The sequence below is a fragment of the Acidobacteriota bacterium genome (assembly GCA_028875725.1).
In the GTDB taxonomy this organism is placed as follows: domain Bacteria; phylum Acidobacteriota; class Thermoanaerobaculia; order Multivoradales; family Multivoraceae; genus Multivorans.
Genome location: JAPPCR010000006.1, coordinates 1,142,891 through 1,167,110, shown reverse-complemented (window position 1 = coordinate 1,167,110; position 24,220 = coordinate 1,142,891). Strand labels below are relative to the sequence as shown.

At 67.4% G+C, this 24,220-nt stretch carries 24 protein-coding genes; 9 read left to right on the top strand and 15 right to left on the bottom strand.

Annotated features, from left to right (window positions below; all coding sequences use genetic code 11):
* Positions 1 to 49: 49 nt before the first annotated feature.
* The 9 genes from OXI49_06780 to OXI49_06740 all read right to left on the bottom strand — a co-directional run bounded on the left by OXI49_06780 (position 50) and on the right by OXI49_06740 (position 8,812).
* A complete protein-coding gene (locus OXI49_06780; protein MDE2690205.1) occupies positions 50 to 457 on the bottom strand; it encodes a hypothetical protein in 408 nt (135 codons plus the stop codon).
* 1,047 nt (positions 458 to 1,504) lie between these two features.
* On the bottom strand, positions 1,505 to 1,852 hold the full coding sequence (locus OXI49_06775) for a phage tail protein (GenBank protein MDE2690204.1): 348 nt from the start codon (positions 1,850 to 1,852) through the stop codon (positions 1,505 to 1,507).
* Positions 1,842 to 3,896: a hypothetical protein gene (locus tag OXI49_06770; GenBank protein MDE2690203.1), complete on the bottom strand. Its 2,055-nt coding sequence runs from the start codon at positions 3,894 to 3,896 to the stop codon at positions 1,842 to 1,844. Before OXI49_06770 ends, OXI49_06775 begins: the two co-directional genes overlap by 11 nt.
* Positions 3,897 to 4,021: 125 nt before the next feature.
* On the bottom strand, positions 4,022 to 4,258 hold the full coding sequence (locus OXI49_06765; protein ID MDE2690202.1) for a DUF1799 domain-containing protein: 237 nt from the start codon (positions 4,256 to 4,258) through the stop codon (positions 4,022 to 4,024).
* A gap of 38 nt (positions 4,259 to 4,296) precedes the next feature.
* Positions 4,297 to 4,710, bottom strand: a complete 414-nt coding sequence (locus tag OXI49_06760; GenBank protein ID MDE2690201.1) for a hypothetical protein — start codon at positions 4,708 to 4,710, stop codon at positions 4,297 to 4,299.
* A 104-nt stretch (positions 4,711 to 4,814) separates the two neighbouring features.
* Positions 4,815 to 5,732: a hypothetical protein gene (locus OXI49_06755; GenBank protein MDE2690200.1), complete on the bottom strand. Its 918-nt coding sequence runs from the start codon at positions 5,730 to 5,732 to the stop codon at positions 4,815 to 4,817.
* Positions 5,733 to 5,778: 46 nt separating this feature from the next.
* Positions 5,779 to 6,195: a hypothetical protein gene (locus OXI49_06750; protein MDE2690199.1), complete on the bottom strand. Its 417-nt coding sequence runs from the start codon at positions 6,193 to 6,195 to the stop codon at positions 5,779 to 5,781.
* A 234-nt stretch (positions 6,196 to 6,429) separates the two neighbouring features.
* Complete coding sequence (locus OXI49_06745; protein MDE2690198.1) at positions 6,430 to 7,719, bottom strand: fibronectin type III domain-containing protein; 1,290 nt, start codon at positions 7,717 to 7,719, stop codon at positions 6,430 to 6,432.
* A gap of 139 nt (positions 7,720 to 7,858) precedes the next feature.
* On the bottom strand, positions 7,859 to 8,812 hold the full coding sequence (locus OXI49_06740) for a fibronectin type III domain-containing protein (protein MDE2690197.1): 954 nt from the start codon (positions 8,810 to 8,812) through the stop codon (positions 7,859 to 7,861).
* Positions 8,813 to 9,556: 744 nt separating this feature from the next.
* On the opposite strand from OXI49_06740, the gene OXI49_06735 reads away from it, so the two are divergent.
* The 9 genes from OXI49_06735 (at position 9,557) to OXI49_06695 (ending at position 16,067) form a co-directional block, all read left to right on the top strand.
* On the top strand, positions 9,557 to 10,153 hold the full coding sequence (locus OXI49_06735; protein MDE2690196.1) for a hypothetical protein: 597 nt from the start codon (positions 9,557 to 9,559) through the stop codon (positions 10,151 to 10,153).
* The gene (locus OXI49_06730; protein ID MDE2690195.1) at positions 10,143 to 10,430 is read left to right on the top strand and encodes a hypothetical protein; all 288 of its coding nucleotides are present in this window, start codon (positions 10,143 to 10,145) and stop codon (positions 10,428 to 10,430) included. Before OXI49_06735 ends, OXI49_06730 begins: the two co-directional genes overlap by 11 nt.
* 165 nt (positions 10,431 to 10,595) lie before the next feature.
* Entirely contained in the window at positions 10,596 to 11,186 is a 591-nt protein-coding gene (locus OXI49_06725) for a hypothetical protein (protein ID MDE2690194.1), read from the top strand.
* A gap of 146 nt (positions 11,187 to 11,332) precedes the next feature.
* Positions 11,333 to 12,919: a hypothetical protein gene (locus OXI49_06720; protein ID MDE2690193.1), complete on the top strand. Its 1,587-nt coding sequence runs from the start codon at positions 11,333 to 11,335 to the stop codon at positions 12,917 to 12,919.
* Positions 12,920 to 12,938: 19 nt separating this feature from the next.
* Positions 12,939 to 13,823: an AAA family ATPase gene (locus tag OXI49_06715; GenBank protein MDE2690192.1), complete on the top strand. Its 885-nt coding sequence runs from the start codon at positions 12,939 to 12,941 to the stop codon at positions 13,821 to 13,823.
* 37 nt (positions 13,824 to 13,860) lie between these two features.
* Entirely contained in the window at positions 13,861 to 14,160 is a 300-nt protein-coding gene (locus tag OXI49_06710) for a hypothetical protein (GenBank protein MDE2690191.1), read from the top strand.
* A gap of 79 nt (positions 14,161 to 14,239) precedes the next feature.
* On the top strand, positions 14,240 to 14,845 hold the full coding sequence (locus OXI49_06705; protein MDE2690190.1) for a D-Ala-D-Ala carboxypeptidase family metallohydrolase: 606 nt from the start codon (positions 14,240 to 14,242) through the stop codon (positions 14,843 to 14,845).
* Positions 14,842 to 15,195, top strand: a complete 354-nt coding sequence (locus OXI49_06700) for a DUF2730 family protein (GenBank protein MDE2690189.1) — start codon at positions 14,842 to 14,844, stop codon at positions 15,193 to 15,195. Before OXI49_06705 ends, OXI49_06700 begins: the two co-directional genes overlap by 4 nt.
* 14 nt (positions 15,196 to 15,209) lie before the next feature.
* Positions 15,210 to 16,067 (top strand): hypothetical protein, encoded by an 858-nt coding sequence (locus OXI49_06695; GenBank protein ID MDE2690188.1) that lies wholly within the window; start codon positions 15,210 to 15,212, stop codon positions 16,065 to 16,067.
* On the opposite strand, the gene OXI49_06690 is transcribed toward OXI49_06695, so the two are convergent.
* The 6 genes from OXI49_06690 to OXI49_06665 form a co-directional block, all read right to left on the bottom strand.
* The gene (locus OXI49_06690; protein ID MDE2690187.1) at positions 16,042 to 17,241 is read right to left on the bottom strand and encodes a DUF2235 domain-containing protein; all 1,200 of its coding nucleotides are present in this window, start codon (positions 17,239 to 17,241) and stop codon (positions 16,042 to 16,044) included. The genes OXI49_06695 and OXI49_06690 overlap by 26 nt on opposite strands.
* A gap of 204 nt (positions 17,242 to 17,445) precedes the next feature.
* Complete coding sequence (locus OXI49_06685; protein ID MDE2690186.1) at positions 17,446 to 19,371, bottom strand: M48 family metallopeptidase; 1,926 nt, start codon at positions 19,369 to 19,371, stop codon at positions 17,446 to 17,448.
* Between the two features lie 33 nt (positions 19,372 to 19,404).
* Complete coding sequence (locus tag OXI49_06680; protein ID MDE2690185.1) at positions 19,405 to 20,013, bottom strand: LemA family protein; 609 nt, start codon at positions 20,011 to 20,013, stop codon at positions 19,405 to 19,407.
* A 12-nt stretch (positions 20,014 to 20,025) separates the two neighbouring features.
* Positions 20,026 to 22,146 (bottom strand): DUF5916 domain-containing protein, encoded by a 2,121-nt coding sequence (locus OXI49_06675; GenBank protein MDE2690184.1) that lies wholly within the window; start codon positions 22,144 to 22,146, stop codon positions 20,026 to 20,028.
* A gap of 109 nt (positions 22,147 to 22,255) precedes the next feature.
* Positions 22,256 to 23,383: an amidohydrolase family protein gene (locus OXI49_06670; protein MDE2690183.1), complete on the bottom strand. Its 1,128-nt coding sequence runs from the start codon at positions 23,381 to 23,383 to the stop codon at positions 22,256 to 22,258.
* Positions 23,384 to 23,546: 163 nt separating this feature from the next.
* Positions 23,547 to 24,197: a hypothetical protein gene (locus OXI49_06665; GenBank protein MDE2690182.1), complete on the bottom strand. Its 651-nt coding sequence runs from the start codon at positions 24,195 to 24,197 to the stop codon at positions 23,547 to 23,549.
* Between the last annotated feature and the right edge of the window lie 23 nt (positions 24,198 to 24,220).

Here is a 24,220-nt window from a genome sequence, read left to right as displayed (position 1 = left end):
TCCCAGACGGGAGCGACGGGGCAAAGCTAGACCGCGAAGGCCCCCCTGCCTATTCGCAAGGAAAGGCGCTCGTGTCGGCCCGCGTCTCCGCCGTCACGCCGAGCCGATTCCGGTGCGTCCAGAGCAGGCCGCGGCTGTCCGTCACATGGAGGTTGAACGCCACGTCCGTCACCGGCGCCACGAACACCCACCGCCGGTCGTTGTGGGAACAACCGTCGAGCACCTTGACTAGTACCTCGGCGTTGCCGCGATCGAAGAACCAAAGGAGCCCCGACTGGCCGGACGCCCAAATACCACCCTTGGCCTCGCCGGCTTCTCCCCCGGCGGCTTCGTAGCAGAGGCTTACCTTGTAGTCGCCGTCGAACACCAGGGGCGTCGTCGTAGGGTGGCATTCGCTGTACATGCCGGGCAAGAGCCCGCCTGGCAGGCTTGGGCCGCCCTCGTGGACTACGCCCATGCGGATGGCGTAGTCCCGGCTCTCCGGCTTGCTGATTGCGCGGCGTTGATAGCTAGGCTGCCACCGTTCGGTGGCCCGCATCACACTCTGTTCCGAATAGAAGTAGCGCTCTCGCCAATGTGGATCCTCAACTCGGGCATAACGGTACAGATCGTACCCAAGGGTGGCGCCGGAAATCCGCATCTGTCGCCTCTTGCTCCCGCCGGGCATCCGAACACTGACCCAAATCGAACCAGCGGACACTGGCACGTCCACCGCCTGCTGGACGCACGTGAACTCCTCAGTTTCCGATGGAAAGGGCAGGAGTACCCGCAGCGTTCTGGGGCCACTCAGCACGTCCCCGGGGCGGCTGCCCCTGTCGTACTGCTGGGAGCCCTCGTTCCAGATCGTCCTTGTTTCATCAGAGTATACTACGAAATCGAAAGCATAGTCCTGGACGGCCGCGATGTCGTACAAACTAAAACAAGCCTCCAGCCAGCGAATAGCGCCGCCTGACCGCAAGACGTATCTCACAGCGTACTCGGCCACCCACGAGTCTGCCGCGGACTTCCCCTGGCGGAAGTCGCCATCGTCGTGCTGATAGCGGGTTGCTCCGCCACGACTCCTTTCAACCTCGCTTGCGACGCGAGGGACCGTCGCCGAGATCACCTGCGGCCCGGTCCCGGTCTCCGCCCGCGCCACCGCAAGACCGCCAGCTCCCAGAGCCATGCACCCGCCCAGAATCATCCATCCGTGTCTGCTCGGTCCCATCTACCAACCTCCCCTACCGGCTCCGCCGCTGATTCACCCTGAAGAACCAACACTCGATCACACTCGGTGCAGACTACAGCACCGGATCGCGAGCATCACGCGAGAAGCACACAGATAATCATGAGGAATACGCGATAGACTGACGCCCACTCCGACACTGCCGGCAGCCATGGAACACTGCCCGCGCCCTCGGAGCGGCCCGTCGTCCAGTGTTTGACGACGACGGGCTTGCCTTGAAGACTCACTGTGAACAGGTCGACGACGGCGCCAGTGTGCAGGCGCTTCTGGTCGGGAGACTCACAGGCCGAAGTCCTCCTCGAACATGGCGCGAACGTTGCGGCGCTCGGCGGAAACCCACTCCTCGGACCAGTCCTTGCAGACCCACTTCTTGTCCTCCAAGGGTGGGGGCAGCTCTGTCGCGATGAAGGGTTCGGTCCCTGCCCGAGCCTGGAAGAACTTGATCAAGTCCGCCGTTGCCTCGAGCGTCAATCCGGTCCACACCGCCTCATACCTCAGCGTCACGCTGTTCAGGCCCTCAGCTGCGCGCTGCGTGTAGCCGTCGCCAAGTTTCTTCTCGAGCACGCGCACCTGGTGCCGGACACCGGAGCCGCTGCTCACCGCGAGAGAGAGTTTCTTAGTAGGCATGGACTCGATCCGTAGGGTTCAGGACGCCGCCAGGGCGCCGTTCGTTGACCATCACGTCGCGGATGAGCGGCTCCAGCTCGCGCCGGATGCGGAGCCCGACCTCTGACCCGAAACCGTGGGCGTCGCCACCGGCCGGGGTCTCGACCGTTACATGGATGGAGGGACTGAAGATGACGTCGCCGCGGCCGCCAACCGCCTCGACGCCCAGGCGCCCGGAGCTCAACCGCCTGAGCGGCAGGATGGCCTCCGGACCGGCCTCGCCGGCGAGGCCGAGGCCGCCTCGGTGGCTGAAGAACGTCGGGCTGTCGACGATGCCGCCGTAGGCGTAGGCCTGAGGGGGTTTCTGGGCCCTGATCGCAGCGATCTGCGCCGCACCCGCCGCGGCCATCAGGCCGGCAAAGACGAACCGGATCGGCGTCGGCTGGAGCGTGTTGTCCCCCAGTACGGCGGCAATGGCCGAGTGCGTCGCGATAACCGCCTGGGCGATCGCGGCTGCCTGATTGAGACGGAAGGCCTTGCGGTTGTGTGCGGCCAGACCTTCCGTTCCTGCCTTGACCGCATCCAGGAAGGACACGGCACGCACAGCCCCGGTCGTGGCGTCGTGGTACCTCTCCACGGAGGCCGCAACCTGGTCGACACCCGTCGCGTAGCCCTTGAGGGCATCAGAGTCCTGCTCCGTGACCGTGTCGTTGGTGACGTCGGGTAGAGGCTCCAACTGCTGCACCTGCTGCTGGAAGCGTTCCTTCCTCGCCTCGTTCTGCTTCCGGATCGACTCCTCCAAGTCCTCCGTAGCCAGGGTTTCGGTCACGATCTGCTCGATGACTTCCGGAGTGGCCTCCTTGTACAAGGCTCGCGCCTGCTCCCGGATCTCTCGGGCTCGCGTCTCGCGCGCTAGCGCTTCTGTCGATGCGTCAGTCGCTCCGACAAGAGCAGCCTGGCGCTGTTTCAGGGCCTCGAGGGCCGCTACACCGGAAGCTCGTTCCTTGTCCGCACGCTCTGCGGCTTCAGCGGCTTCGATCTCGGACAGCGCCAACTGCTTGGCGGCCTCAGCACGCTCCCGAAGCTCCTTCTTTCGCTCGGCATCGCCACCGGCATCGGGATGCTCAAGTGCAGCGATTCGCTCTTCGTACTCCGCGATGACCCGCTCTCGGTCGGTCTGAAGGTCGCGCTCCACCTGAAGCAGCGAGGCTGCAGCATCGTTCCTTCGTTGCTTTCTCTCCTCCTCGACCCTCTCTAAACGAGCGATTTCTTCCCGTGCTGCGTCATCCAGGTCCTTCGAACTCAAGAGTCCCGGATCGAGAGCACTCCTTGTGTTTGCAAGCCGACTTTCCAGGTTGGAGACGACACTCTCGAGACGCTCTACCTCAGCGTCAGCGTTGTCGATCCTGTCCAAGTAGTCCTGGTTCCTCGCGTTGTCCTTGACGTACAGCTCCCGAGCTTCAAGAGCTCGACGCGCCTTTGCCGCTTCCTCTCTCGCGCCTGTGAGCTCCGCCGTCGCTTCTTCAATGCCACTTCCAAGCTCGCGCACGAGCACGCGCTTCTGAGCGTCTCCGAGTTCCTTCAGCTTCTCGGCGGTCTCGTCGATCGACTCTCCCCACTCGAAGAAGTCGTCGGGAAGGCCGTTGACGCTCTCCTTGGCCGCTTTGTTGGCACTGACCAGATCGTAGATTGCTGACACGCCGAGCAAGATGAGACCGGCCGGCCCCGTCAAGAACGCCAGTGCCGTCCTGAACCCTCGCACCGCGACGGCCGCCACCCTCATCGCCCCTCGGAGGACTCCGGCTGCAGTAGCCCCGCCACGCAACGCGACGCCAAGCCCCGACGTATTCTGGATCGCACCAGCCGCAGTCCCCGCAAGCTCCTTGTTCTGAAGGGAAATGAGGGCCTGAGTGGCCACGTAGGCGATCGCCGTGTCCTTCACGACCCTCAGCGTGTCTCCCGTCTTCTTATTCGCCGTAGCGAAGCCGTTGGCCACGCCGCTGGCGCTCTTCGCCGCGCGGCTCAGCTTGTCGAGCTCCCGTGCCGCCTCGCGAACCGCGCCCACGAAGTCCCTGCCGTCCGCGGTGAGGCGAATGCCGACTCTCAGTTCTTCTCCAGCCATGACCTAGTTCTCCAGTCGTCCGGGTTGGCGAGTCGCCGCATCGGGCCGTGTGGCGCGCCAGCGACCGCTCATCGTTTGCCGGCCTCTTCCAGCACGGCCGCCTCCATCACGCGCAGGCCGGTGAACACGCGCTGCCATCTCAGCCTCCTGCCCTGCCTTGCGTTGCCCAGGCCGTCAGCCACGAGCCCCCGTACCGCGGCGCGGACGCCGGCGTAGTCGAGGCCCACGAGCCGGCCGCTCGGGCCGTGCCGCCACTGCGTCTGGGCTGCGAGGAACGCAACCAGCGTGTCCCAGTTTTCGGGCAGAACATCAAAGTCTCTTCCTTGCGGCAGCGAGTCCGGATCTATCTGGATGCCGAACGCGCGCGCGTCTTCTTCCGTCTCGTCCGCGCCGCTCCCCTGGCCGAACCAGTGGCGAGCGGCGCCACGGAGTTTTTTGCCGGCAAGCCCTGGCTGAAGCGGCCGTAGGCCTCGGCGACGGAACGAGTGAAGTAGCCGATCCGTGCCAGCTTCTCGACGTTCTTCTCGTTGAACTCGAGCGGCTCGCCGTCGAAGTCGGTGATCTCGTCCCAGCCGGCGAGGATGCCCGCCAGGTACGCCTCGTCTCCTTCGAGGGCAAGGTCCCGGACTTCGGAAGCCTCGAGCAGCCGGAAGTGCAGAACGCAGCCGAGCTTCTCGGTCTTTCCGTCCGCCGCCGGCACGTCGATCGCCACCGGCGTGGGGTAGGTCGCCTCGGGGTCGGCCAGTCTGAATGCCATCATTGTCGGTCTCCTTGGTTCCTGCGAGCGAAACCGGTCCGCCGGCCCTCCCCCGGGTGGTTACGAGGGGGAAGGGGAGGGCCGACGAACCGCGAACTCGGGTCCTACCGGAAGGTGAACCTGATCTCGTCGTTGCCGCTGTTCGGCGCCAGCTTGAGACCGGCGGAGACCTGGAGGACGCCCTCCTCGTCGCCGTACTGCGGGTCGACCAACTGGACCTTCGGGCAGTTGATCTCGATCAGGTCGCCGGCGTTCTCCGCCGTGTCGGCGCCGCCGTGGACCATCTTCATCGCGCCTGTCGTGCCGGCCTTCGCGGTGGTGAAGGCGTTGAACGACGCCAGCGTCGGCGCGTCGAAGGTGATCGAGCCGGCCGGCTGGCGGCCGGTGATGATCACCTCGTTGGTCGCCCCGATCACCTCGCGGTGGACCGTCTGGACGGCGTAGTCGAGGTCCAGCTTCGACAGGGCCAGACTGCTCTGGCCGTGCAACTGGAAGGTGGGCGTGTCCGTCGTGGAGCCGGGCGTCGGCGCCTGCCAGGACGAGTAGTCCCCGGTGATCGCCGCGACGCTCGACGGGTCGTTCCACTTGCCCAGGAAGGTGAACTTGAGCCGCGGGATGAGCTGGGCGCCCGACGTGAGCTGCCAGGTGCCCCGGCAGCCGGTCAGCGTGTGCTGCTGGCCCGCCCAGTTGCAGACGATGGTCAGCGTCTTCTCGTCCTTGCTCACCGGTACGTACTCGACCTTCGAACTCTCGGTGACGGTCTCGCTCATGCCGCAGGCCAGGAGCAGCTTGCCCAACTGCGGCGCGGTGCCGGCGGTGCCCGAGGCGGCGAGTTCCACCGAGAACTCGATCTGCTGGTGGGAGCCCACCTGGAAGTCCTCCGAGGCGCCGTAGAAGCTGCGCACCAAGTCGCGGCTCACCGTGCCGCCCACGAGGGGTGTGAGGGTCGGCTCGATCGCGAGGATCGCGTCGGTCGCCGCCGGCGCCACCGCGGTGCCCGCCGTCGTTTCGATCTTCGCCAAGATCAGTTTTCGTCCTGCCGATAGGGCCATCATTCGCTCCTTCTGGTCAAGACGCCGACCGTAGTTGCGGCGCCTGGTAAATGTCTCTCCACCACTCGACCCCTTCGTCCTGTCGATCCAGCGCCTTCCCGCTCCGATGCGTGACGGGGCCGGTAGCCCCCGGCGGCGTCCAGCCGAGCAGAGCGGCGTCGACCTGGTCGCGCACGGCCTCGAGGCCGGAAACGCTCTCGGAGTTCGCCTCCTGGCGAACCGGCACCCGAAGCAGCACCGAGATCGCCACGACGTGCTCCTGACGCGGCGGGCCGATCACGGTCGAGGGCTGCGCCTCGTCCGCGAAGTAGGCCACGAACGCCGTGTCGCGGTCGGCGCTCGACTGCACCGCGGCCGTTGTGTAGACGCCGTGAACCGCCAGGTCTGTCTGCGAGCGGAGACGCTCCACCCAGTCTGCGAGTCGCATGCTCATCGCGTGCGTCCGACCGGGGAGGTCGCCCGGAAAGAGTGTCGCTTGGTCATCGGCGGCGATCCTGCAGGCCCGATGGGACATCCGGTGGCACGTCCGTGTCACTTTCGGGGAAGGGGTCGCCTGGTCGGCGTCGTGTGGCCTGGTCAGGTGGCGCGGCCCGGGACGGAATTGCGAAAGCCGCCAGCCCGAAGGCTGGCGGCTTCTCGGCGCAAGCTCATCGGAACGCCGGCTGCTTCAACTCCTGATCGGGTAGATCGTCACGCTGCCGGCCGTGCCAGCGGCTCCCGTGCCGCCGTCCGATCCGGCCTCGCCGTCGTAGGTGGCTCTGAGACTGGTCTGAGTCGATGCCTTGATGGCCAGGACGCTGCCGCCCGAACCGCCGGCGCCACCGCTGCCGCCTGCGCCGATGGCGATGGTCAGTTGCGTGCCCCTGGCCAGTTCGGCCAGGCGAACGGTCTTGCACTCGCCTTCGGCGCCCGAACTGCCGGCGCCTCCCGAGCCTCCCGGCCGGTTGAGGTAGGCCTCGCTATCCGGCGCCTTTCCGCCGCTTCCGCCCGTTCCGCCGCCGCCGCCGCGCGCGTCCTCGCCAGTCGCGAGCCCGGGTTGCCGGGCGAGATCGGTGATCGGAACGCCGCCGCCGCCGCCGCCGCCGCCGCCGGCACCGCCGGCCGCTGAATGCACTGTTTCGCCGACCGTGAGGGTGGTCGCGCCGCCCGGTGCGCCGGCTTCTCCCCCGCCTCCCGCGCCGCCGGTCGCGAGACCGTTGCCGGCTGGTGACGGGCTGCCACCGTATCCGCCGTCTCCACCCTTGGGTCCGCCGCCACCGCCGCCCCGCGGTCCGTGGTTTCTCTGCGTGTAGGTGCGCCGGCCCCTGCCCCCGTAGTCTCCGCCAGCGCCGCCATCGCCGAAGTAGCCGTTCAAGCCATAGCCTCCGCCGCCGCCGCCGCGGCCGGTTCCGTCGGCGCCATGCCTTTCCGTCTCGCTCCTGCCGTCGCCGCCTTCACCGCCGCCGTCCCCGCCGCCGTTGCCGCCCTCGGCGCCGGAGTAGAGCGCCGCGTAGCCGACGTTGGGCACCGTCGAGCCGATGTTGAAGCCGGGAGACGCTCCCCCGCCGCCGCCGCCGCCCGAGCCTCCCTGGCCGCCCTGGAGAACCAGAATCGCCTCCGAGGCATCTTCCCACGGCCACTCGAAGGCCTGCGACTCGGTGAAGGTCTGGCTGACGGGCGCCACGGCGGACGGCACCCGGTGGTGGAGGAGGTGGGTAACCCAGTCGCCTGCGCCCACGACGTCGTTGACGGGCCGGATGCGGAAGCCGTAGTTGCGCGCGACGACGAGCCCGGACAGCGTGAACTCGCGCTTGGTGGTGACCATCTTGTTCTGGTTGCCGGTGAAGGGCCGCTGATCCGAGGCCTCCTCCCACTCGACCTCCCAGTGGTCGACGCCGAAGTCCCAGGAGACGGTCGCGGTGTCGTTCCGGAAGGAGAACTGGAAGCGTGTGGGCCTGGGGTTGAAGGTGGCGGTCATGGATTCCCTTTCCTGTGATTCAGTCGTTCAGCCGACGGCTGCTTGCCGGCGTGCCAGGTCTGGGGCGATCCTGCGCGCCGGCCGTGACGCTCAGAGGCCAACGCCTGTCACATTCTCGACGCGGCCACCAGCCCCAAGGTCAAACCAGCGGAATGACCTGGACAGTTCCGTTTCGCGCGCCCTGTTCGCCGGCGGGGCCGGCACTGCCATGCTCGCCTTCGGGGTCCGCAAGGACGAAGCTGGTGACGCGCGAGTTCGTGGCCGCGCTGTTGCCGCCCTTCCCGCCTTCGCCGCCAGCACCAGCAGCACCGATGGTGATCGTGAAGGTGTCGCCCTTCGAAAGATCGTGGACCACGTGAAACTCGGGCGTGGCCACGCGGCCGAAGTCTCCGGGGTGACCAAGAACATGGGTGCCGCCGCTGTTACTGCCGGCGTTCGACCGACCGCCGGCGCCGCCATCCCCGTATCGTCCGCCCGCGCCTTCGTAGCTGCGCTCTCCAATCGCCACGGTCGTCGGACTTCCTGTCGCTCCGCGTTTGCCCGCCGCGCCGCTCGAACCATAGGTGGTCGTGAGGCCGTGGTAGCCCTCGTACTTCACGTAGCCCGTTCCCGACGCGCCGCCGTGTCCCCCCTGGCCGCCCTGGCCGCCGCGCAGCACCAGCATCGCCGTGCCCATGTCGTCATGAGGCCAGTCGTACGTGCCCGACTCGGTGAACACCTTGCCGCCCGTGAGGTTCGGAGGCTGGCAGTCGGGCGGAAGCGTGATCAGCGTCGGCTCCAGCTCCATCTCCACCGACCACTCGCTCGTACCGGACAGGTCGCTCATCGCCCGAACCTGGAAGAAGTACTTCTGGCCCACCTCGAGATCCGGGAACGTGTGGTACGCCGAGGTCGTGAAGACGGTCCCGTCGTACTCCTCGCCGTCTTCCCGAATCCGGACCTCGTACTGATCGACCGCGGGGTACCACCGCACTCGCGTCCCCTCGTCGTCCTCGCCCACCAGGCGGAATCCGAAGGGCGGAGACGGGCGGGAGATCGGACCGGGGAAGCCCGGCGTCACGTTCGCGTTGGGGTTCGGGCGCAGGATCGTCATCGTGGGTGCCTCCTTGTCGTGGTTCGACAGACCAGGCAGGCGATCCTCCGCGCCGCCCGTGACGCCCACAGGCCGACGCTTGTCACATTCTCAGCCCGGCCCACCTGATCGCGGATCAGGTGCCGAGCTACGGCTTCTCTATCGCCCTGACTACTCCGATGCCGTGCGGCGCGAGTCCTGGCGCCGGCGGCCTCTGCGTGAACCCGGTTCCCGCACTTCGAAGCCTACGCTGCGAAGGCCGTCGGCGACCATCCGAAACGCGCTGCGGAGCTGACAGGGCGTCGCCGAGTCCGGGGCCGGGGAACTACGAGCTGCTTCGTCGAGCGGCGGAGGCCGGGCGCGACCGAGATAGACCGCCAACCCGAGAGCCGAACAGAGAGCCTCGACCGTGTCCGTCCGCGGCCTGGCGCCCCGCCGGATGTTGCGAATCGCGTCCGCATTGCCCGTGGCGCGCAGGGACAGCTCGCGGTCTGAAAACTCGCTCTGATCTACCGCCCGCAGCAGATCCTCTGTCAGCCCCAAAACGCGGTAAGCCTACCGCATCGCGCCGGTGTAGGGCAACGAGAATCCACGTTCGCACTCTCATCACAAGAAACCGACACGCCGAGGGCTTGCGATTCGCAAACACTTACCGTATGGGCGCGCACCGTGAATCACCCGTGACACGATCCCGCGTCTCTCTCACGATAAAGAGTTGCCTCGGGGGCTTGCGATCGCGGTATACGTACCGTATGGTCCTCCGCCGTGAGTTACCGGGACACAATCCTCCACCTCTTCACTCTCTACTGCGCCGTCTCGGGCAGGAGCCCCGCTCGGGTATCGACCCTGGTCTGGAACCACGGCGCCAGGCACAGCCAGATCGTCGCCGGCGCCGATCTGCGAACCCGCACTCTCGAGCGGGCTCTTCGGTGGTTCTCCAATCACTGGCCGGTGGATCTTGCGTGGCCGCAAGGCATCGCCCGACCTGTACCTGAGCAGGAAGACGCCGATACGCCGGCGCCAGTTCCCGATCCGAAGGGCCGGGAACTGGCCGAAGCGATGGCTCTCGGGGCGAACGGCCGGCTGCGCTCGCCCAACGCGCTCTGTAAGGCATTGCGAATCCGTCGCGCGACCTACGACTACGTCATCCGGCGCTACGCCGACGGACGCGACCGGGCCGATGCCTTCCCACAGAGGAACACCTGGTCCCGCCGGCTCCTCGAGTATCTGCTGGCAAGCGGCGATGTGCGGTTCGCCAAGCGCCGGCAGCGGCTCGAAAAGGCGGAGGAGATCGGCCGCCAGTTCTTCCGGAGGTCAACTCTGGAGAAGCGATCCGGCAAGAGGCGGTCCGATGCCGACTGATCCCGGCGACTACATCTCGCAGGCGTCCCAGGTGCTGCTCGCGGTTGTGGCGGCCCTTGGCCGGCAACCACTCGAGCCCCAGACAGTGGCTTCCCTGTCGTCACAGCTCGGCAGCTCGCGAGACCAGGTGTTCCGCGCTCTGAAGAACATGGAAGCAGCCGATTGGGCCGAGCGGCTGCAAAGCGGCTGGCGGCTTTCGCCGGAGATCGTCCGCATCAGCGAGAGGTACAGGCTGGCTCTTGCCGACGCCGGCCACAACTACCTGGGAGGAGTTTGATGACCGACAATAGTGAGGGCCTGATCCCACATGGCTCAACGAGCCTGACGCCGAGCCCCGCGGCTCACGAGGCGGCTGGCCGCATCCGAGCCCTGCACATGACTGCGCGTACGTTCGCGCAGTTGATCGAGGCTCAGATCATGGAGTCGTTGTGGATCATCCGCCGTGAACTGCCTGTCGACGCCGAGTTTCTACACATTCGTCGAGTCGCAGACGCCAATCGACCGTCGGCGGGCACGCCTGATGGTGGACACCTGGTCTGTAGCACGACGCCGGCGAGAGCTACGCGAGCTGGCACAGAGCCGGCCCTCGGAAGCGTTGGCGCTGATGAAGAGCGCGATCGACGCCGGCGTCCAGCTAGCCGACGCGACCGACAAGCAGGTCGCCGAGCTTCTGTCCCGGCCGCCGCGACAACGCAACAGGGCGATCCGCGAACTGATCGAATCCCACGAGGCGAAGGAAGAGAAACCGCTCGTCAGGGAGCCAGAGCGGTCAGTGGTCGGTACGGTCGCCCGGAACGAGGAGAGCCCGAGCCGTCGGCTCGGCGAGCTGCTCGAGGCGCTTCAGAAGATCGAGGGCAAGCTCGCCGACCTCCTCCTGACCGCCGAGATGGTGCTGGGAGAAGCGCATCCGATTCCCGGCTCGGGCCGGGAACGGTTGCTCAACCTTGCCGCCATCGCCACCGACCACATCGAGAGGATCAACGATCTCGCGCTGTCCTCTCGCCAGGACACGCCGACAGGCGCCTCACGATGAACAGCGACTATCGGCGCCTTCCGTAGTGCGTCCGGTCGCGACTGCTTCCGTTCCGACTCTTCGTGCCGCCATCGCTCTCGCCCGCCGCCGTGACCACCATCGTTGAAACCCTGAGCGAAGCGCCGAGAGGCTCGCGAACTCGAACCGTGGCACGTCTGGCGACGCTGTTCGGTGTCTCCGAGGCAACCGTCTGGCGCGCCGCCGCGGTCGGCGGAACGAGCCGAAAACGGCCTCCGCAACAGCCCCGCTACCGGGACTGGACACGGACCGCGGTCGCCATCGCGCACCGCGCGCCGAAACCCGTTCCGCTCGACCTGGCCATCCAGGCCGGGCTCGAAAGCGGGGAACTCCCGCCTGAGGCCGCCACCATGCCCGTTGCCACCGCGCAGCGGATCGCACGCACGGAGCTGGGCCTGCGGCGGCCGAAGCTGCGCAGTCGAATGCGCGCCGAGTATCCGATGCAGGCAGTCCAGCTTGACGGTTCCTCTTCCGAGCATCTCGTCCCGGTGCGCCGGTTCCGGACCGGGGACGGTGCGGACGACTGGCTCCTCAGGACGCACCGACGGCCATATGCCGCCACGGGCTACAAGAACAAGCCGCTTGGCCCCGAGCGGCAGCGCGTGCTCGTCTACGCGCTTTGGGATATGTGCACCGGCTACGTCGTGTCCCGCTACGCCGTGGCCCGGGGTGAGGACGCCATTGGCGCGATCGAGTTCCTCTGCTGGGCGCTGGCCGACAGGGGTGACCTCAGAGCTCCCCTGCACGGAGTACCGGACGACCTCTGGACTGACCAGGGAGCGCTGTTCAAGTCCCGGGCTGCCGGCGATCTGCTCCACCGCCTCGGCATTGCCCTCGTCACCGGAGCTCCGTACGCAAAGGAACGAATGGGCGGCGTGGAGCGCAGCCACCGCACCCGATGGTCGCGCTTCGAGAGAAGCCTGTTCCTCAACGCAAAGGACCAGCTCACCCTCTCCGAGCTGAACGTGCGGCTTGCCGAGTTCGAAGCCAGGGAGAACCAGCGAAGACCGTCGCGAACCAGGGTCGCGGGCCGCACCGTCAGCCGAACCGCCGCCTGGACCGCCTTGAGCAACGGACGCCCCGCCGACAACCGGCTCCGCCGTCTGCCCGAGAACCCGCTCGAGACGCTGGCAAAGGAGGTTCGGCGCCGGGTCGACGTCTCAGGCACCGTCCGCTGGGGTGGCCGGGAGTACGAGATCGAGGCGGAGTCCGCGCCCCGGCTGGCGGGTCGGCGCGTCATCGCCCGCCGCACCTTCGTCACGGACCCGGGCGAGGATGTCCTGGTGATCGAAGACCCCGCCACGGGCGAACGGGCGCTCGCGCACCCCTACCGCCCACGCGCCTACGGTGAAGTCCGGTCGGCGCCGGCCACGCCGCTTGAGCGACTGACCGAGGCCGACGCGGTCGCCCGGCAAAGCGCTCCGGGCAACGCCGGCGCCGACCTCTACCGTCGTAGTGATGCCGTCTCGATACCGGGCGTAGCCGCCATGCCGACCCGGTCGGCGCCTCCCGTCCCGCTAGACAATCCCCTGGACGCCAGTTGCTACAGCAACCTGGAGAAGGCGATGCGTGACCTGGCCGAGCTTTACCCCCTTCCACTCTCGCCCGAGAACCGCGACGCCGCAGCCGCATACCTCGAACGCCACGGGCTGAAGCGGCAAGCGGTCGTCGAACTCGCGAATCGGCTTCAGGCTCTCTCCTCGGCGGCAAGTTGACCGAAGAAGGGAACAAACCGTGAAAGCACTGCTGCACAGACGCTTCGGGCTTCCGGCCGACCCCTGGGCCGGCTGCCACCTGCCGACCGCCGACGCCACCCGGGTCTCCCAGGCGGTCGAGGCGGCCGCCGAGGCGCAACTCCTCGTCTCCATTCTCGGCGCTCGCGGCGCCGGCAAGACCCATGCAGTACGCCAGGCGCTACGTGGCCTCCGGGACATCCGGACCGTCGAGCCGCTGCGCCTGGGCCGAGAGCGGCTTCACATAGGCGACATCGAGAGCGCGATCATCCGCGAGCTCGCGCCCCATGAACGTCCACGCCGTTCCGGAGAAGCGCGCAGCCATCAGGTGCGGCGCGTACTCGGACAGGGCGCCCAGACACACCCGGTCATCCTCCTGATCGACGATGCGCACGTCTTGCACCGCGCGACGCTGCGGGCCCTGAAGCGCCTTCGGGAGCTGTCCTGGCTCGGCGTCGCCCGATTGCTCGGGATCGTGCTGCTCGGCCAAGCCGACCGGGCGGCGTCGATACCGGAACTCGGACTGCGCTCCGACCGGCTGTGGCTCGCGGGCCTGCTGCCTGAGGAAGCCGAGGCCGCCCTCGAACGGGCGCTCAACAGGCGCGGACGCGCCATCGTGATCGAACCGGAGGCGACCGCTGCCCTCGGCGCCTCGGCCCAGGCGCGCAACTGGCTCGACCTGGCCGCCCTGGCCGACGACTGCCTCCTCGAAGCCGCGGCCCGCGGCGAGGATCGAATCACCGCTGCCGTCGCCGACGCGGTGCTCGATCCGCAACGGTACGCAGAGGAGAGCCTGGACGAGCGCATCCTTCCCGACGATGGAGCGGTCGCCGCGCTTCTTGGCCGCCTCGACGTTGCCGGGAGGCGAGAGACGAAGGTGGCCTGAGAATGGCTGCTCCGATGGCTGCGGCGGAGGCACCCTCGTGACGGCGGCCCAGAAGAGCGTCGCCGGTCTCCTCGCAGCGGTCTGGCGCACGATGCGTTCGCCCGCCTGGCTCGGCGCGGTCGGCAACGAGGAGGAGCGCGCGGCCATGATCGTGCTGGCCGTGGCCGAGAGCCTCGACGGCGCCGCGCCGACCGCGAGTACGGTGCGGGCGGAGTTGGGCCGCGCGCGCAGGAACGCGAGAATCAAGAAGCAGTTCGACGGCGCGAACTACAGCGCCATCGCCCGCCGGCACGGTCTGAGTGTCCGCCAGGTGCGGCGCATCATCGACGGCCGTTGAAGCCGGCCTGTTCGGAGCCTTCTCGTCGTGACACGTCGCCCGGAGGCAGAGTCACGACGCGGGCGCAGAATGGCCGGCCATGGCGGAAACCCTACGTCTCAGTGCTCACTTCACTCTTGCCGAGATGATCGAGTCGGGAACGGCTCGCCGGGATCCCGAACTCTGGCGCCGGCAATGCGCGCCTCCCGCCGGGGTCGAAGGAGCGCTGCAACGGCTCGCGACCACCACGCTGGAACCTCTCCGGCACCTCTTCGACTGGCCGATCCGCGTCAACAGCGGCTACCGCTGCATCGAGTTGAACCGCCGCGTCGGCGGTGCGGAGCGATCCCAACACTGTCTCGGAGAAGCCGCCGACATCCGTCTCGGGCCCGGATGGACACCGGAGCGGGCGTGCGGGCGGTTTCCGCTGGATCTGGTAGCCAACAGTCTTGACGGCCGCGTCGACCTCCTGACCGGGACCGGCTGGCTGTTCGCGGTCGCAGCGCTCCTGGTCGAAGAACTCGACATCGACCAGGTCATCCACGAGTACGGCGGCGGCTTCGGCCGTCCAGCCTGGCTCCACATCTCCCACGGAATGCGCCGGCGCCGGAGCATCCTCGCGATTGGCGAGTGGACGGGCGGGGCGTACCGAAGCCATGCCTCGTTGGCCGACATGGCCGCAGGAAGACACAGGCACGCGCCATGAACCTCGAAGCCATCGGCACTCTTTGGCCCGTCCTCCTCGTGGTCGTCAACGGGGTCTATTCCCACCTGACCGCACGCGGCAAGGCGAACGAGAGCAAGATCATCGAGATCGAGGCCGTCCATACCGGCGAGATCAATGGGCTGCGAGGCGAGCTCTCCAACGCCAAGGAACGCGTCTCCGTACTCGAGGCCACCGGCAGCCAACTCCCCACGCACAGCGACCTGTCCCGACTCGACGGGCGCGTCACGGAAGTCGCCAAGTCCGTTTCCGAGATCAAGGGCGAGATCAAGGCCGGCAATCGCCTGCTCGACAACATCCACAAGGTCCTGCTCGCCGAGCGCGGCGAGTAGGACCGAGATCCGGAATGAAACGCAAGGACATCGTCGAAGCCTTCCGGCACCGCCCGCCGGGCCGGGAGGCAATCGAGCTCCAGCAGCGGATCGCCGAAACGATGACCGAGGCGGTCGTCGACATCGCCGCCAGACTCCCGGAGGGCCGCGATCGTTCGACCTTCATCGACCTCTGCCGGCAGGCCCGGGGAGTCGCCTGGGCCGCCGCTGCCCGGATCGGGCCTGAGCGGTCGGCCGCGACGCCAGCCGACGAACGAAGAGCCGTTGAGCCACCGACGGGCCCGGAGGTCCCGGAAGCCGAGCCAGGCGTGGTCCGTCTCGGCCTGGCCGGGGCCTTTCACAGCGCCACGAGCGCCAGCCCCAGTCTCGAAACCCGGCTCGAGGTGCCTCCGGGCCTCTACCGGCGAGCCGTGTTCCGCTTCAGCGTCTACCACGGCGGATGGAACGCGGTCCCGTCCAGAAACCACAACCTCTTCTGGTTCGCACGCGACGGGCACCGCGATCTCTTCGGGTTCGGCATCGCCAAGGGTCCGGGCGGCCCCCCGCAGGTCTTCTACCGCACCGACTGGGGCATCAGGCACACCCAGAAACAGCGTGTGGTCGAGCGCTACCTGATGCAGGCCGGAGAGACGTACGGCGTCCGTTTCGACTTCGACGCTGGCGCGGGACGCATCCTCCTCACGATCGCCGATTCGGACGGGAACGAACTCGTCCGCTCCGCGGCCCGGCCCAACATCGCCGAGATTCCCTTCGGCACCGGCCAGCAGATGGCGGTCGGCTTCGGTTTCCGCGGTAAGTACGACAACGAGCCCGCGCAGCCCGGCTGGATCTGGTCCGACCTTGCGATCAGGCTTGAGCCCGTAGGCGGCTGATCGGTCCGGCCTTCGGAGCCCGCCAGGCGATCGAGCGCGGATCCTCCTCGGCGGCCCCCACGACGGCCCGGCCGATCAGACCACGCTCCAACAGCGGCAGGACGGTGCGGCCTGCCACTCCGTCGCGGTAGGCGCGCGTCTCGCCGGCTTCAAGGCGTCGTAGCGCGGACCAGTGCAGGGCTTCGCCGGCGGCGGCCGGTTCGCCATCTCCGTCGCGGGCGCCCACCGGACGGTCATGCGAGCCCCAGACCCGGTAGACGAACGACAGCGAATCACTCAGGACGCCAAGGGGATCGGGCTTGACCGTCTCGACGCTCTCGGGTCGGAACGCAAGGCCTGCCGCCCAGGCTTTCGACCACATCCAGAGCAGAGCGCCCGCCGAAAGGCCGGCGGCCGGACCGCCGCCACCGACATCCCCGTGAACGCCGGGGAACCACACCTGCTCCACCCGCTCGACCGCCTCGGGCTCGTGCAGCCATAGCGCCGGTGCGAAGGGCCGCCGCCGCTCATCGATTGCAACCGCATGGTAGGCATGGCGGATGTGATCGCCGACGCTCACGTCGTGAAAGCGGTGGCGTCGGGCGGCGATCCACCGCAGGCCGCTCAGTGGCAGGCCCAGTGATCCGACGGTGTCCCAGACACCCACGAAGTGGACACCGCGCACGTCCGTGTCACTGCCCGAACCGCCGCCAATCGTCGAGCGGGTCCAGTTCTCCTGGTAGAGCGCCGCCCGGTCCTCACGTGCCGGCCCCGAAGCAAGGCGGTAGATCGACATCCCCTCCAATGCCGTATCCGCGACCTGGCGGCCGGCGGCAGAACACCGCTCCGGGTCAGCGATACCGCACAGTCCGATGAGGCCGGCCAGACTCCTCGCGGTGTACGCGCCCCGGCTGTAGCCAAAGAGGAAGATCCGGTCACCCGGCCGGTAGCGACGGCTCAGCCAGACGTAGGCCTGCTCCACGTTGCGAGCCAGACCAAGGCCAACCACGCCGCCACGCACCCGGTCGAAGCGTCCTGTCCCCACGCCCCGGTCGTAGTACCGAAGCTGCGCAAGGCCCGAGTCCGTCGACGGCGCCACCGCCCGACTCGTTCGGACGACATTGGTAGGCCACTCTCCGTCCTCCCGGTTCCACGTGCCGTCGAGGCACAGGACGATGTTCCGTGCGGGCGACATGGCCGCACGGTAGTGCGAGAACGCGGACGTCCATCGCTGATCCGGCGTCCCGAATCGTCCGGCCGAGGGGCTCGCCAGGTCGCAGTGCTCGCTCCCGCCGCCTTCCAGTCGTCAACAGAGTGTTCACCGGTACTCAGGCGAACCGCTGCTGCACGGAGACTCTCGCAGCACCTCGTACCGGGTTTCTCGCAATCCGCTACATTCCTAGCCGATGATCGGCGGCATCGGGCAGTTGATCCAGGCCGCAACGGCGCGCAGGAGCTCGCCCTCCTCCACCGTGACCTCCCGGTCCGCGGTGATGCAGGCGACTGCTGCTTCCAGCGTCTGCTTCTTCACCTGCGGCGCCGCCCGGTCCAGTTCCACGAGTGCCGCATCAAGCGCGCTGAAACCACACTCCTGGTGAGGGAGCAACCTTTGCTCAGAAAGCGCCAGGACTCGCCATCCTTCCAGGAACGCCCGTTCGGCCGCCTGGGGATCCCGACTACCGACGTACGCAAGCACCGACAGGAGGACGGCCAAGGGAGATCGCACCGCGCCGGCCGAACGATGCCGTACCCGCGTCGGCCCCGATCTCCCGAAGGACGCCTGCATGTCTCGCAACAGGATGCGCTGGAGCGACCACTCGAACAGGTCGATGACCTCGTCCGCCTCGACAAGCGCCACGACGTTCTCCTGGAACCGCTCGACCTGCCGCGACGTGAGGCTGCGGAGCGCGGGCAAAGCGATCTCGAGCACGGGTAAGCGCACTCTCGGATCGAGGCGCTCGACGACCGGAGCCAGCCGCACGGTCTCTTCGTAGACGCCGTCGTCCGCCGCCGCCTCCAGGTGAGCGAGCTGCAGTCGTCGCGGTTCAGGATCACGGTCGAGCAGAAGCGCGTAGACGAGAGCGCGGGCGCCGTAGGGCTCGTGTGCAGCCGCGACGACCGGCTCCGGCAGGCGGTCGATCAACGACGCCGCGTACTCGACGTGCGCCGGTGTCGGCTGGCCGACCTGGCTGACTGCGTTCGCGAGGTTCGGACTGCCGGTCCCTCCGGCCTCGGCGCCCGCAAAGCCCGCGGCACCTGGAGGAGCAACCGTGCCCGGGGCACCGTCGCCGGCCTCGGGCAGCTCCGGAAACTCGCCGTCCCATGACGGGTCGATCCGCCTGATCCGCTCCCCGAGCGGCGGGTGCGTCGAGAACATCGCGCTGAAACCGGAGGTCGCCCGGCCGAAGAACATGTGACTGGCCTGCGGCGCGTTCGGGTTCTCCACCTTGGAGCCGGTCGCGAAGCCGCCGATCTTCTTGAGCGCACCGGCGATTCCCCCGGGGTGGCGGGTGAACTGCACGGCCGAGGAGTCGGCCAGGAACTCGCGCTGCCGGCTGACTGCGGCCTTGATCATGTTGCCGAAGAAAGTGCCCGCGAAGCCGACGATCGCGAGGCCGGCGCCGAGCGCCAGGATCGGCAAAGCCCCCTTGTTGTCCCTCGATCGTCCGCCCCCGGTGTAGAACGACATCCGCAGGATGAAGTAGCCAATCATCCCGATGAGGAAGATGCCGTGGAGCAGGCCGATCAGGCGGATGTTCAGCCGCATGTCGCCGTTCAGGATGTGGCTGAACTCGTGGGCGATCACGCCCTGCAGTTCGTCACGGTCGAGGGTCGTCGCCGCTCCCCGCGTGACGCCGATGACCGCGTCCTGCGGAGCGAAGCCGGCGGCGAACGCGTTGATGCCCGCTTCGCCGTCCATGATGTAGACCGGCGGCGCCGACGTTCCCGAGGCGATCGCCATCTCTTCGACGACGTTGAGCAGTCTCCGCTCGACCGGGTCCGACGTGCTCCCATCCACGAGCCGGCCGCCCAGTTCCTCGGCGATCACGCGACCGCCGCCACGCAACTGGGCGATCTTGTAGAGGCTCCCCCCGCCGACCAACAACAGGGTGCCAAGCGTCGCCAGAATCAGCAACCGCGGATCGCCGACGGCCGTCCAGTCGATCGCGCCCGTGTCGGGATCGCGGCCGAAGTACCCCATCGTGGCGGCCAGCAGCACCTCGACCGAAACCACGATCGCGAGCACCGCCAGCGAAAACAGCACGACGAGGCGGGCGGTTCCCCGCCGGGCTACGTCCTGCTGCTGAAAGAAGTCGGTGGCCATCGCGCAGTCGCCCGAACCGGCGAAACCGGACCGCTACTCGAACGAGACCTGCGGCGCTTCGGCGATCGCCTTGCTGTCGAACTCGAGCAGCGTCGCGTCCTGACCGTGACCGAACATCCCGGCGACCATGACGGCCGGGAACCTCTGCTTGAACGTGTTGTACGTGGTCACCGAATCGTTGAAGGCCTGGCGCGCGAACGCGACCTTGTTCTCGGTCGAGCGCAGTTCCTCGCTGACCTGCATCATGTTCTGGTTCGCCTTCAGATCCGGGTAGGCCTCAGCCAACGCGAACAGGCGGCCGAGCGTGCCGGTGAGGACGCCCTCTGCCGACGCCAGGCCCTGGATCGCGGCGGCATCGCCCGGATTCGCGGCGGCCTGCTCCAGTCCGCCGGCCGCCATATTCCTGGCCTGGATCACCGCCTCGAGCGTTTCCCGCTCGTGACTCATGTAGCCCTTCGCCACCTCGACCATGTTCGGGATCAGGTCGTAGCGCCGCTTGAGCTGGACCTCGATCTGCGCGAACGCGTTCTGGTAGCGGTTCTTCAGCGTGACGAGCTTGTTGAAGGTCCCTATCAGCGACGCACCGAAGATGATGGCGAGGAGGACCAGGCCCGCCAGAATGATGATCGTCAGAATGCTCATGACGGCATGCTGTCACAGGCGGAATGTGTACTGCGCCTTCACCGCCAGCTTCGAGTCCTGTTGCCTGAAGTCGGTTCCCCGCTCGCCCACCTCCTGCACCCAGCCCTGGCCGAAGATGAAGAACAGGTCGTTGCCCGGCTCGAGGGTCCAGCGCACCCGTCCCTGGAAGCCGAGGTTCCCCGAGCGGTTGTCGAACTGCAGTACGTTCGCGAAGGACAGCCTGGGCGAGACGGCGTAGTTGAACTCCGCCCGGTGAATCCTGGCGACGAAGTCGCCCTGCGGCAGCCGCGCGAACGTCTGGCTCGTGTTCACGCTGATCGTCAGGCGTGGCGGCGCGGAGTACCGGAGGCTCACGCTGACCGTCTCGGCGTCTCCCGACCAGAAGCTGCCGAAGTTGATCCCCAAACTGCCCTGAAGCCTGCGTTTCTGGGCCGACATGAAGAAGATCCGGAGCGGGGTGAAGTCGTACTCGCCCGGCGGGAGAACCACGCCGGGGGAGATCTCGAAGGGCTCGAACAGCCGCTCGTAGGTCGGGTTCACGTCGAACAGGCTGTGCAGCGAGTCGCCCGACTGGAAGTGCCAGTCGACGAGCGTGAAGTAGAAGTCCCTGCTCTCGACCAGGCCGTTGTCGAGCCGCTTGAACTCCGTGTAGAAGACGTCGTGGAACATCTGCTGGATGCCCAGCCACTGGTTCTTCGGCCGCGGGTTGAAGCTGGCGCCGAGCCGCAGCATGCGCACGTTGCGGCGCTGGACGAATCCGAGCGCGGGATCGAAGTTCTCCTGGATCTCGCGCCACTGCACCTGGGCGTCGTAACGGTCGTTCGGGAACGCGGCCGCGAAGCCGAACGACGCATCGTTGTCCGCGGTGCCTTCTCCAGAAGTGCCCTCGTTGTCGCTCTCGAGTCCCCAGGCGTTGAAGACGAAGTTCCGGCCGCTGCCCAGGATGTCGGAGGTGGCCAGGCGGAGATCCACGCCCATCGTGGTGGCGTCGTTCGAGAGGGCCTGGTTGCCGCTCGTGACGAGCGCGCCGACGTAGGACTGCTGCCAGAAGTTCTGCCGGACCCGTCCGACGAACATGCTCTGGTCAGCGGCTAACGAGGTGTCGCGGCTGCCTACGTTGAGCACGCCGACTTCCGTCCGTCCCACCCTGCCCGTCAGCTTGAGCCCGTAGTCGAGCGGCACCTCCCGGCCTCTCAGCAGTCCGATCCGGCGGCTGAAGAAGGGGAAGATCTCCGCTCCCGTACTGGGGATGCCTCCCGGCTGGCTGACCCCGGTGGTCGCGAAGTTGAAGACGCCGGCATCCTGCAGGAAGAAGGACCGCTTCTCGGGGAAGAAGATCGAGAAACGAGTCAAATTGATCTGGCGCGCGTCGACTTCCGTTTCGCCAAAGTCGGTGTTGAAGGTGGCCGTCAGCTTCAGATTGGGCGTCACGTTGTAGAACAGATCGAGGCCCGGCTTGCCGCGCAGGCTGTCGTCGCCGGCGGCGCTGTGGTCCCAGCGCCCCGCGACGAACGGCCGGATGTCCAGGCTGAGGCCCTGTTCGAGTCCTCCAAGACCCGTGATCTCCCCCGCCTCCGAGACCTGGTAGAACTGCGCGTCGAAACGGGCGCCCGCCCAGCGGGCCTCCTCGAACTTCCGCTGGATGTTCCGGCTGAAGTTGAACCCCCAGACCGTGCCGTCAGGTGGGAAGTTCAGGCTCTTGAAGGGGATGGCGAACTCCGCGCTCCAGCCCTGGTCCGAGCGCTTCGTCGCGACGTTCCAGATGGCGTCCCAATCTTCGTTCGTCTCGCCGTTCGCGAACACGAGGCCGTCGACCAGAGCACCGTTCGGGTTCGTCGAGAAGTAGTAGGCGTTGCTCTGATCGCGAAAGGTATCGAGCAGGAGCTCGACGTAGTCGTCCGGCCTGAGCGAGGCGTCGCGGGCCATCTGGGACGCGAGGATCCGGTCCGGCTCGGAGTCGTGGCACATGACGCCGACGTAGAGGTGGTCCGCGTCGCGCAGCAGGGTGACCTCAGTGCGCTCGCTCGGCTCGGCGCCCTCCGTCGGGATGCGTTGCACCAGGTTGCCGATCCGCGGCGAGGATTGCCACGCCGGTTCGTCCAGGACACCGTCGAGGAGGATCGGCTCCGACACCGCCGTGACGACCGCCGTTCGGGTCGGCCGGGTCGACTCGTCCTGACCTACGGCGACGCCGGACGAGAACGAGGCGCCGAATGCCAGCGAGCCGCAGAGCAGCGTCGCCCTACTCTGACGGCAACAGCGCGTCGCGATCCACCCACTCGCCGCGCAGCATGACGCGGTCTATCTGCAGCGTGTTCCGGATGTCGGCCAGCGGATCGGCGTTCAGTACGATCAGGTCGGCGCTCATGCCTGCGGTGAGCGTTCCGAAGTCCGCTTCGCCCACCGGCGGCACCCGGCCGGCGCCGGTCGCCGTGGCTGCAACGAGAGTCTCCATCGGCGTCAGGCCGGCCTCGACGTAGAGCGCGAGCTCGTGGTGCGTGCCCCATCCCATCGGCACGTTCGGCGTGCCGCTGTCGGTGCCGAGCGCCACCTCGATGCCGTGGTCGTGGAGCGCCTGGCTGGGCACCGGGTCCTCCATCGGCACGCCGCCGCCGGGTCCGAACGTACGCACAGTGGTGTGCATGAACTCGTTCAGGCCGACTTCGAGGAGCTGCATGCCGTCGGCTTCCTCGTTGATGTGGGCAACCGGGATGAGCCCGTTCTTGTGCGACTCGTCGACGATCGCGGCCCGGATCTCGGGCGGGATCTTCAAACCGGGTTCCGCGACCTCGTTGATCCACATCTTGCTGAAGTGGACACCGAGGGCCGCCTGCTCGCGGACCATCGCGCGCGCTTCTTCTTCCGTCGTCGGCGTGTTCGTGAAGCCCGAGTTGAAGCCGCCCGGGTAGGAGAAGCCCAGGCCGGCAGTGAACGCGCGCGGTAGATCCGGCCGTCCGGCGTGCGCCTCCAGCATCAGGGCCACCTTCTCGGGGGTGTCCGAGCCAATACTGCGGGTCGTGGTGACGCCGTAGTAGAGCTGCGACCGCAGCGCCTGCTCGGTGGCTTCCACCGGGCCGCCGTAGTGGGCGTGCAGGTCGACGAAGCCGGGGATGACCGTCTTGCCGGCCGCGTCGACGACTTCCGTGCCCTCCGGCACCTCGACGGCGTCGCTCGGGCCGACCGCCCGGACGCGGCCGTCGTCGATCAGGATGACCGCATCGGCGACGGGCTCGGTGCCCGTGCCGTCGATGAGCCGGGCGCCGACAATCGCGAGGTCGGCCGGCTCTACCGGCTCGGAGTCAGCGCCGCAGGCCGCAAGGAAGGCGACGGTCAGGAGGCCGAGAAGTGAAACAGCAGCGTGTCTTGGCATGGATGCGGGCAGGCTACCAGCCGGCTTACACCCAGTCACGAAGCGAAGTTGACCTGCCTCCAGCCTGACAGGACGCTACATCCCCGTCTTGTGGGGGCTGGTGTGACGGCGCTTCGGTCCTAACGACCGCGTCTCCGAACCAGGCCTTCCTTTGGGGAGGGACCTAGTCAGTATCCGGAGCTCCCCCGGTCAGTTCTTCCAGAATCTCGATCATTCCAAGCGCTGCGTCTCGCAGTAGCTCCCCGCCAAACGGCAACAGAGAACTCGCCGCCAACGCCAGCTTGATCGCCACCGCGATCTTCACGGCACGCCACACATAGGCGAACCAGAAGTTCCTCGATGTCGACCGGGTCAGGCCCTCCGTCACACCAGCCAGGAAAGAGAACACACTGAGTAGGTGCCGAACTGCTGGCATCTGCACAAGCCGGCTGACTGCGGCCATTCCGTTGTCGAAAGCACCCGGCACGACCGACCGCCTACGGTCATCACTGTCCATGGACCGAAGTGCTTCAAGGTAGTCGCTGCTCCGTTCTTGCCAGCTCCCGGCCAATTCCTGCGACAGGTGCTCGCGCGCCCACTCAATGCCTGACCGGGTCAGCCGCACATCGTTCGGTTTGTAGCTGTCGTTCTCCTCGGAGTCTGTTTCGGCCTTCGGGCTGCCGTCGAAGGCCTGGACGTCACGCGGCGCATCAGCGATCAGGTCGCGAATCGCTTTGTACTGAAATGCGTCGGGCACCTCCTCGTCCTGGAAAGGCCAAGAGGACATCCGCTGTCCTGGACGCTCCAGCAATGCCCTCAGCATCCTTCGTTTCAAGGCTGCTTCGCTTATCGGCGGCG